The organism is Thermus sp. NMX2.A1 (assembly GCF_000511705.1).
Taxonomy (GTDB): domain Bacteria; phylum Deinococcota; class Deinococci; order Deinococcales; family Thermaceae; genus Thermus; species Thermus scotoductus.
In genome coordinates this window covers 23,709-31,475 of the sequence record NZ_ATNI01000062.1, presented here as the reverse complement: position 1 = coordinate 31,475, position 7,767 = coordinate 23,709, and the positions used below count along the sequence as shown (strand labels likewise).

Annotated in this window: 7 protein-coding genes and 1 pseudogene; 5 read left to right on the top strand and 3 right to left on the bottom strand. The window is 65.2% G+C overall.

All coding sequences use genetic code 11. From position 1 onward, the window contains the following. Positions 1-201 (bottom strand): annotated as a pseudogene (locus TNMX_RS06765) (hypothetical protein); the annotation flags it as partial. Between the two features lie 130 nt (positions 202-331). On the opposite strand from TNMX_RS06765, the gene TNMX_RS06760 reads away from it, so the two are divergent. Further along, on the top strand, positions 332-742 hold the full coding sequence (locus tag TNMX_RS06760; protein ID WP_038030663.1) for a disulfide oxidoreductase: 411 nt from the start codon (positions 332-334) through the stop codon (positions 740-742). Here TNMX_RS06760 and TNMX_RS06755 read toward each other — a convergent pair. Together TNMX_RS06755 and TNMX_RS06750 are read right to left on the bottom strand one after the other, a co-directional pair. Then, positions 730-1,455 carry a hypothetical protein gene (locus tag TNMX_RS06755; RefSeq protein ID WP_038030656.1) on the bottom strand — a complete coding sequence of 242 codons (726 nt, stop codon included), beginning with the start codon at positions 1,453-1,455 and terminating at the stop codon, positions 730-732. The two genes, TNMX_RS06760 and TNMX_RS06755, sit on opposite strands and share 13 nt — an antisense overlap. A 4-nt stretch (positions 1,456-1,459) precedes the next feature. Next, a complete protein-coding gene (locus TNMX_RS06750) occupies positions 1,460-3,592 on the bottom strand; it encodes an ATP-dependent helicase (protein WP_038030653.1) in 2,133 nt (710 codons plus the stop codon). A gap of 67 nt (positions 3,593-3,659) precedes the next feature. Between TNMX_RS06750 and TNMX_RS06745 the strand changes: the two genes are divergently transcribed. The 4 genes from TNMX_RS06745 to TNMX_RS06730 all read left to right on the top strand — a co-directional run bounded on the left by TNMX_RS06745 (position 3,660) and on the right by TNMX_RS06730 (position 7,767). Further along, positions 3,660-4,556, top strand: a complete 897-nt coding sequence (locus TNMX_RS06745) for a phosphoglucomutase (protein ID WP_038030651.1) — start codon at positions 3,660-3,662, stop codon at positions 4,554-4,556. Next, a complete protein-coding gene (locus TNMX_RS06740; protein ID WP_015716470.1) occupies positions 4,553-5,506 on the top strand; it encodes an MBL fold metallo-hydrolase in 954 nt (317 codons plus the stop codon). Before TNMX_RS06745 ends, TNMX_RS06740 begins: the two co-directional genes overlap by 4 nt. A gap of 57 nt (positions 5,507-5,563) precedes the next feature. Then, positions 5,564-7,210 (top strand): long-chain fatty acid--CoA ligase, encoded by a 1,647-nt coding sequence (locus TNMX_RS06735; RefSeq protein WP_015716469.1) that lies wholly within the window; start codon positions 5,564-5,566, stop codon positions 7,208-7,210. Positions 7,211-7,329: 119 nt separating this feature from the next. Next, positions 7,330-7,767 carry a DUF2267 domain-containing protein gene (locus tag TNMX_RS06730; protein WP_015716468.1) on the top strand — a complete coding sequence of 146 codons (438 nt, stop codon included), beginning with the start codon at positions 7,330-7,332 and terminating at the stop codon, positions 7,765-7,767.

The following is a 7,767-nucleotide window of genomic DNA, read 5'->3' as shown; positions in this document are numbered from 1 at the left end:
CGCAATCCCCTCCGCCTCCCGGAGGAGGTCTTCATAGAAGTGGCTTTCGTACCCCCGGTCCAGGTAGAGCTCCGCCCCCTCAGGAAGGTCTAGGGGGCTGCTTCCCCGGTAGGGGAACACCTTGAGGATGAGCAAGGAGCTCAGGTCATGAAGGCTTCCCGGGGTCAGGTTCACTACAAGGTAGCCCTTCGGGCTGACCATGGATAAACTTCCCGTCGTCCACCAGGAGGTGGAGCTTAAAGCCGTGGAAGTAGACCCGTTTGCTGGGGATGAAGCCGCGGTAGGGGTATGACCCCGGGACCGAAGCCCCTTTAAGGGTATGCTTGGGGGGATGAAGCGCGGCCCTCTCCTCCTCGCCTTCGCCTGGGTGGTGGCCCTGGTGGCCACCTTAGGAAGCCTCTACTATTCCGAGGTGCGGCTGTTCCTGCCCTGCGAGCTATGCTGGTACCAAAGGATCTTCATGTACCCGCAGGCGGTCCTCTTGGGCCTGGCCCTTTGGCGACAGGACCTTTCCATCTGGCCCTACGCCCTCACCCTTTCCCTCATCGGAGGAAACATCAGCAGCCTGCACCTCTTGCAGCAAAACTTCCCCGACCTCTTCACCCTGGCCTGCAAGCCCCCGGTGCCCTGCTCCGTGGAGTACATTCCCCAGTTCCCCATCCCCTTGCAGGCCCTGATCGCCTTCCTCCTCATCGCCCTCAGCATGGGGCTTTTGGCCCGAGAGGCCCGTCAAAGGGGGTAGCCGAGCCCCTCGAGGACCGCCCTTACCCTAAAGCCCAGAAGGTCCTCCGGGGGGTGAACTATCTGCACCCTCTCCCAGACCCCCCGGTCCAGGGGGGAAAAAGCCACCAGGGCGTGGAAGGGCTGGAGAAGATCCAGGCTAAGCCGCCCACCCGCGTAGAGGATCAGGTCCGTCTTGAGGGACAGGGCCCTGGCCTCCTCCGGCCTCAAGGCCACGTGCCCCCGGGCCCGCTCGGGAAGCCGTGCCAGGAAGCTATCCCCCTCGGCGAAGCTTGAGGCCACCACGGAAACCTGGGCCAGGGGCCTCAGGAAAGGAGCCAAAGAAGGCCTTAAAGGACCGAGCCAAAGCCCCTTGGCCCCGGGGAAGTGGGTGGAAAGGAACCGCTCCAGGGCCACCCCTTCCGTGTACTGCCCCATCAGCCCCCCCACCCGGGGGACCACCAGGTCCAAAAGCCCTGCCTCCAGGGCCTCCGCCTCCAGGGAAAGGCTTGGGGCCAGGTCCTTGGGAGGCGGCCAAGCCTCCGCCAGCACCGCCCCGGCCAGGCCCAAAGGGGCCAGGCAGGGGAAGAGGGCAAAGGGATCCTGGGCCTCCACGGGATAGGGGAAAAGGGGAAGCCTGGCCGTGGCCACCTCGGCCACCAGCCGGTCAAAGAGGGGAGAAGGCACCCGGTGGAGAAAGGCCAGGGGGCGGACTTTCTGATACTCCGGGCGCATGGCCTCACCCCACAGGCCTCAGGTCGGCGTACTTGAGGGAAAGCCGCTTCAAGCCCACCCCCTCGAAGTGCACCGTCACCTCGTCCCCCATGGCCGCCACCACCGTGCCCTGGCCGAAACGGGGGTGGATCACCTTCTCCCCACCCCGATAGGCCCCGGGCTTGGGCTTGGAGGCCCGGGCTTCACTGGGGGCAGGGGAGGGGGAAACCTTGGCCGAGGCCCGGTAGGGGTCGTACTCCTCGTAAAGCCCTCCCTCCACCTCCTCCAGGAAACGGCTTGGCCGGGTAGCCTCCGTGCGCCCGTAGACCTCCCGCTCCTCGGCGTAGGAAAGGTAAAGCCTTTCCTGGGCCCGGGTCACCCCCACGTAGAAGAGGCGGCGCTCCTCCTCGAGGCCCTCCAGGGTGCTCAGGGAGGAACGGTGGGGCAAAAGCCCTTCCTCCACCCCCACCACGAAGACCACGGGAAACTCCAGCCCCTTGGCGTTGTGCAGGGTCATGAGGGCCACCTTGCCCGCGGGCTCCCCCGGCTCCTCCGCCCGGGCGGTGAGGGCCACCTTGTCCAGAAACTCCATAAGACCCTCCGCCTCCTTGGCCGCCCGGAGAAGTTCCTCCACGTTCTCCAGGCGGTCCTCGTGATCCTCAGGGTAAGCCTCCCGCAGGTAAGCAGGGTAGTCCGTGGCCTCGAGGAGGTGGCGGAAAAATCCCTCCGCCGGCCCAAAGGCCAGTTCCTGGAGCTCCTCCATCAGGGCCAGGAAGTGGCGCAAGGGAGCAGGGCGGGGCAGAACCTCTGCCGCCACCCTGAGGGCCTCGAAGAGGGGAAGCCCCTTCTCCCTGGCGAGGGCCTCCACCTTCTCCACCGTAGCGGGGCCGATGCCCCGGGGAGGGGTGTTCAGCACCCGCTTCAGGCTCACCCCATCCAGGGGGTTCAGGCTCAGGCGGGCGTAGGCCAGAAGGTCCTTCACCTCCGCCCGTTCAAAGAACCCCACCCCCCCCACCACCCGGGCTGGAACCCCCCGGGAGGCCAGGGCCTGCTCCAGGAGGCGGCTTTGGGCGTTGGTGCGGTAGAGGACCGCCACCCGGTCGAAGGGAGGCCCCAGCCGCAGGATCTCTTCGGCCACGAAGCGGGCCTCGTCCCGGGCATCCCGGGCCCGGTAGAGGCGCACAGGCTCCCCCCCGGGCTTCACGGGCCTCAAGGTCTTCTCCAGGCGCAGGGCATTGTTTACGATGAGGGCGTTGGCGAAACGCAGGATGGCCTCGGTGGAGCGGTAGTTCTCCTCGAGGCGGTACACTTTGGCCCCGGGGAAGTCCCGGGTGAACTCCAGGATGTTCTTGATGTCCGCGGCGCGGAAGGAGTAGATGCCTTGGTCCGGGTCCCCCACGGCCATGAGGTTGGCCTCCTCCCCCGCCAACAGTTTGGTGAAGCGGTACTGTACGGGGTTGGTGTCCTGGTACTCGTCCACGTGGATGAAGCGAGCCCGCCTCCTGACCCGCTTCAAGACCTCAGGGTCCTCCTCCAGGAGGCGCAGGGCATAGAGGAGGATGTCCCCGAAGTCCAGGGCCCCCTGGGCCTTGAGGGCCTCCTCGTAGCGCTTCAGCACGTCCAGAAGCCTCCCCCGGCTGAGCCCGGCGTAGTAGTCGGGAAGCTCCGAAAGCAGGGACTCGGGGGCCTCCCCCCGGTTCTTGGCCCGGTCCAGAAGGGCCTTGAGGGGCCCGGGCCTGGCGGCGAGGCCGAGCTCCTTCAACACCTCCTTGATGAGGGCAGTCTGGTCATCCTCGTCGTAGACCACGAACCCCGGCTTCAACCCCACCCTTTCCCCATAGACCCTCAGAATCCGCAAGGCGGCGGAGTGGAAGGTGGAAACCCAAAGCTCCCCCGCACCCTTTACCATGCGCTTAAGGCGCTCCCTCATCTCGAGGGCGGCCTTGTTGGTGAAGGTGACCGCCAGGATCTCCGAGGGGAAGACGCCCCTCTTGGCGATGAGGTAGGCCACCCGGTGGACCACGGTGCGGGTCTTGCCGCTTCCCGCCCCCGCCACCACCAGGGCCGGTCCCTCAAAGTGCAAGACCGCCTGGCGCTGGGCTTCGTTCAGGGAGCGAAGGAGCTCGTCTCCAGGATGGCTGCTTTGGGGCCCCTGCATCCCCGAGGAACCACGCTGACCCTCTAGCTCCACGGGGGAGAGTGTACCACGGGGTAGACTTTAAGGCATGGAGCTCTACTCCACCCAAGACGGCTTCCTAGGAGAGATCGCCAAGGGGTTCACCTTCGCCCACCAGGCCCGGGTGGCAGCGGGGTTTGGAGCCAGGCTCGAGGCGGAAGGGATCCGCCGGGTGGTGGTGGCCCACGACACCCGCTTCCTGGCCCAGGAAATGGCGGAGGAAGCGGCGGGGATCCTGGGGGGAATGGGCCTGGAAACCTTTCTCCTGAAAGGCCCTTCCCCTTTGCCCCTTTTCGGCTTTGCCCTAAAGGAACTGGAAGCAGCTGGGTTTTACCTCACCGCCAGCCGCAAGCCCGCTCGCTTCCAGGGGGTGAAGCTCCGCCTGGGCCCCGGGAAACCCCTTTCCCCGGAAGGGATGGCCCTTCCCCAGGAGGCCCCGCAGAAGCGGGGAAGCTTCCAGGTCCTGGACCGGAAAAAGGCCTACCTGGAGCACCTGGCCCAAAGCACTGGCCAGGGAGCCCAGGGAAAAAAGGGAGTGGTTTACCTGGACACCCTGGGAGGAGCAGGGGGAGGGGTGTTGCCCGGGGTCTTCAAGCTCCTGGGCCTCGAGGCGGAACTTAGGGAACTCCACCCCCTTCCCCACCCCCTCTTCTACGGGGTGAACCCCGACCCCAAGCCGGAAAACCTCCCCACCCTCCTCGTCCTCATGAAGGCGGTGGAACCCCCGGCGGTGGGCTTCGCCCTGGATGGGGATGCGGACCGCCTTGCCGTGGTCCTGCCCGGCGGGGAGCTGGTTTCCCAGGAGGAAGTCCTGGAAAAACTTGGACAAGCCCTGGAAGGAAGGGAGGTCCGGGCGGATGGCGAGGGAGGCTACCTCTTCCCCTGGCACCTCCCGGAAAAGGATCCTTTCCTGGCCGCCCTTCTCCTCCTGCAGGTCCTCCTATGAAGGAGCTTCTTCCCGGTCTTTACCTCCTTCCCGTGCCCATCCCCTACCCCTTGAAGACGGTAAACCTCTACCTCTTTAGGGGCAACGGGGAGGTGGCCCTCCTGGACACCGCCCTGGGCACCAAGACGGCCCGGGGCACCCTGGAGCTCAGCCTGGCGGAGCTCGGCCTTTGCTTTACCGACATCAAGACCATCCTCCTCACCCACCACCACCCGGACCACTACGGCCTGGCGGGCTTTTTTGAAGGGCTTGGGGCCCGGGTATGGCTGCACGAGGAGGAGGTCGGGCGGGGCCACCTCTTCTGGCTTCAACCCGAAGCCTTTGAGGAGGCCAGCTGGCGGCTTTTCCTGGACCACGGCACCCCGGAGGAAGCCCTTATGGGCATTCGGGAAACCATGGCCAAAACCCGGGAGCGGGTCCATCCCCCCCAAAACCCCACGCCCCTGAAGGACGGGGAGGTGCTGGAGGTGGCCGGCAAGAAGCTCCGGGTCATCTGGACCCCTGGCCATGCGGACGGGCACGTGGCCTTCTTTCTGGAGGAGGAAGGAATCCTCCTGGTAGGGGACGCCCTCTTGGAACGGGTATCCCCCAACGTGGGCCTTTGGGCCTACACCCGGGAGAACCCCCTAAAGGACTTTCTGGCGTCCTTAGAGCGCCTTATGGAGCTTCCAGCCAAGGTGGCGTATGCGGGGCACTTCGGCCCCATCCTCGAGGTGAAGAAGCGGGCCCAAGAGCTCATCGCCCACCACCAGGAGCGCCTGGAGGCCCTGCTCGGTTTTCTTCAAGCTCCCCTGACCGCCTGGGAGCTTTCCCTAAGGCTTTTCCCCCAGGAGCTGGACGCTCCCGGCAGGCGCTTCGCCTTTGCGGAAACCCTGGCCCACCTGGAGTACCTGCGCCTCGAGGGGCACGTAAAGCGGGAAGGCCCCCCCTACCGGTACTTCCGGGCTTAGAGCCCTTGCCCTAAGCCGCAGGTGGGGGTAAACTTTGACCCGGTTCAAGGAGGTGCCATGCATCCCTGGTACACCCACTACGATCCCGGGGTCCCCAAGGAGGCCCCCAGGCCCTGGCTGCTCACCGACCTTCTAAGGGAAAACGCCCGCCGCTATGCCCACAAGGTGGCCCTGGAGTTCCTGGGGCGAAGTCTTAGCTACCAAAGCCTGTGGCAGCAGGTGGAGGCCTTCGCCAAAGGCCTTCAGGAGGCTGGCCTGAAACCCGGGGACCGGGTGGCCATCATGCTCCCTAACTCCCCCCAGTTCGTCATCGCCTTCTACGGCACCCTTCTGGCGGGGGGCGTGGCGGTGAACACCAACCCCATGTACACCCCACGGGAACTCGGGCACCAGCTCAGGGACTCGGGGGCCAGGGTCCTGGTCATCCTGGACCTTCTTCTTCCCCGCTACCAGGAGGTGAAGGCAGAGACCCCGGTGGAGGTCCTGGTGCGCACAGGCATTCAGGACTACCTGCCCTTCCCCAAGAATCTCCTCTACCCCTTGATGCTCAAGCGGAAAGGCCAAGCCCCGAGGAGCCTCGAGGGCACCCCCTGGCGTGCCTTCCTCAAGCCGGGTAATCCCCAGCCCGTCCCTTTAGACCTGGACGACCTCGCCCTTTTGCAGTACACGGGAGGGACCACGGGTGTGGCCAAGGGGGCCATGCTCACCCACCGGAATCTCTCCAGCAATGCCCTCCAGGTCCGCTCCTGGATCCCCGATTTCCAGGAGGGGGAGGAGGTGGTGCTGGGGGCCATTCCCTTCTTTCACGTCTACGGCATGACCGTGGCCATGAACCTGGCCCTCTTGGGAGCGGCCAAGCTGGTCCTTCTCCCCCGGCCGGAGATCAAGCCCATTGTGGAGGCCATTGAAAAGCACCGGGTGACCCTTTTCCCCGGGGTGCCCACCCTCTACGTGGCCTTCAACAACTTCCCGGGAATCGAGAAACGGAACCTAAGGAGCATACGGGCTTGCATCTCGGGCTCCGCTCCCTTGCCCCTGGAGGTGGCCGACCGCTTTGAACGGCTCACGGGGGCCAAGCTGGTGGAGGGCTACGGCCTCACCGAGGCAAGCCCCGTGACCCACTGCAACCCCCTCCATGGCGTCCGCAAGCTGGGGAGCGTGGGTCTACCCTTCCCCGGGGTGGAGGCCAAGGTGGTGGACGAGGAGGGTAAGGAAGTCCCCATGGGAGAGGTGGGCGAACTCGTCGTCAAAGGCCCCAACATCATGAAGGGCTACTGGAACCGCCCCGAGGAAACCCAAAAGGCCCTCAAAGACGGCTGGCTCTTCACCGGGGACATGGCCCGTATGGACCAGGACGGCTACTTCTACATCGTGGACCGCAAAAAGGACATGATCATCGCCGGCGGCTACAACATCTACCCCCGCGAGGTGGAAGAGGTCCTCTACCAGCACGAAGCCGTCCAGGAAGCCGCCGTGGTGGGCGTACCCGACCCCTACCGCGGGGAAACCGTGGCCGCCTTCATCGTCCTCAAGGAAGGGTATAAGGGCAAGGTCACGGAAAAGGACATCGAAGCCTTCTGCCGGCAAAACCTCGCCGCCTACAAGGTCCCCCGCATCATCGAGTTCCGGGACAGCCTCCCCAAAACCAGCGTGGGGAAGATCCTCAAGCGCGAGCTGACCAAGGAAATAGCGGCCAAGCGCTAACCCCAGGGAAGCAGGCCAAGGAAAGCCCTTTGCGTCCAACCCGGACCGGGGGCATCCTGTCCCTTCACAACGGCATGCTCAAGAGATATGATGGTAAGTGAAGGAAAGGAGGGGTAGGTATGAGCGCCACGGGCCTCGAGGTCTTTGACACCACCATCCACAAGACCCACAGCTGGTTGAAGGAGATCATGGAAACCCTGGGCATAGAGGACCGCCACAGGGCGTACATGGCCCTGCGGGCCGTGCTCCATGCCTTAAGGGATCGCCTCACCGTGGAGGAAACCGCCCAGCTCGCCGCCGAGCTTCCCATGCTGATCCGGGGCCTCTTCTACGAGGGCTGGGACCCCACGGGCAAGCCCCTTAAGGAGCGGCACAAGGAAGCCTTCCTGGCCCACGTGGCCCGGGAGCTCAAAACGCCTTCGGGACCCGCCCTAGACCCCGAGGCCGCCACCCGGGCGGTGTTCAAGGTGCTTTCCCAAAAGGTTTCCCAAGGGGAGATCCGGGATGTGCTGAACCTGCTTCCCAAGGAGATCCGCGAGCTCTGGCTCCAGGGCTGA